The sequence below is a fragment of the Vibrio sp. YT-19(2023) genome (genome assembly GCF_033337395.1).
Window position 1 is genome coordinate 1 of the sequence record NZ_JAWOQN010000679.1, and the last position, 628, is coordinate 628.

The following is a 628-nucleotide window of genomic DNA, read 5'->3' on the forward strand; positions in this document are numbered from 1 at the left end:
ACTATGTCGTGAGCGCAAGATCGTGTTCCACGTGGATGCAGCTCAGTCTGCTGGTAAATTGCCAATCGACGTTCAAGAAATGAAAGTTGATTTGATTTCATTGTCAGCGCATAAGATTTACGGTCCAAAAGGTATCGGTGCACTTTACGTACGTCGTAAACCTCGTATCCGCCTTGAAGCACAAATGCACGGTGGCGGCCATGAGCGTGGTTTCCGTTCTGGTACGTTAGCAACTCACCAAATCGTAGGTATGGGTGAAGCTTTCCGCATTGCAAAAGAAGAGATGCAGAAAGATTACGACCACGCACTAGCACTTCGTAACCGCCTTCTTAATGGTGTGAAAGACCTTGAAGCGGTAACAGTGAACGGTGACCTAGAGCAGCGTGTACCACAAAACCTAAACATCAGTTTTGCTTTCGTAGAAGGTGAATCTCTGCTGATGTCGCTAAAAGATCTAGCGGTATCTTCAGGTAGTGCATGTACTTCTGCGAGTCTAGAGCCTTCTTACGTACTTCGTGCCCTAGGCATGGATGATGAGTTGGCTCACAGCTCGGTTCGTTTCTCATTCGGTCGTTTTACCACTGAAGAAGAAATTGATTACGCAATTGAACAAATCCGCGTTGCAGTG

Annotated in this window: 1 protein-coding gene; it reads left to right on the top strand. The window is 46.7% G+C overall.

Going from position 1 to position 628, the window contains the following annotated elements; genetic code table 11:
- On the top strand, window positions 1-628 hold a 628-nt coding region (locus R7E78_RS27840), incomplete at both ends, for an aminotransferase class V-fold PLP-dependent enzyme (RefSeq protein WP_318058848.1).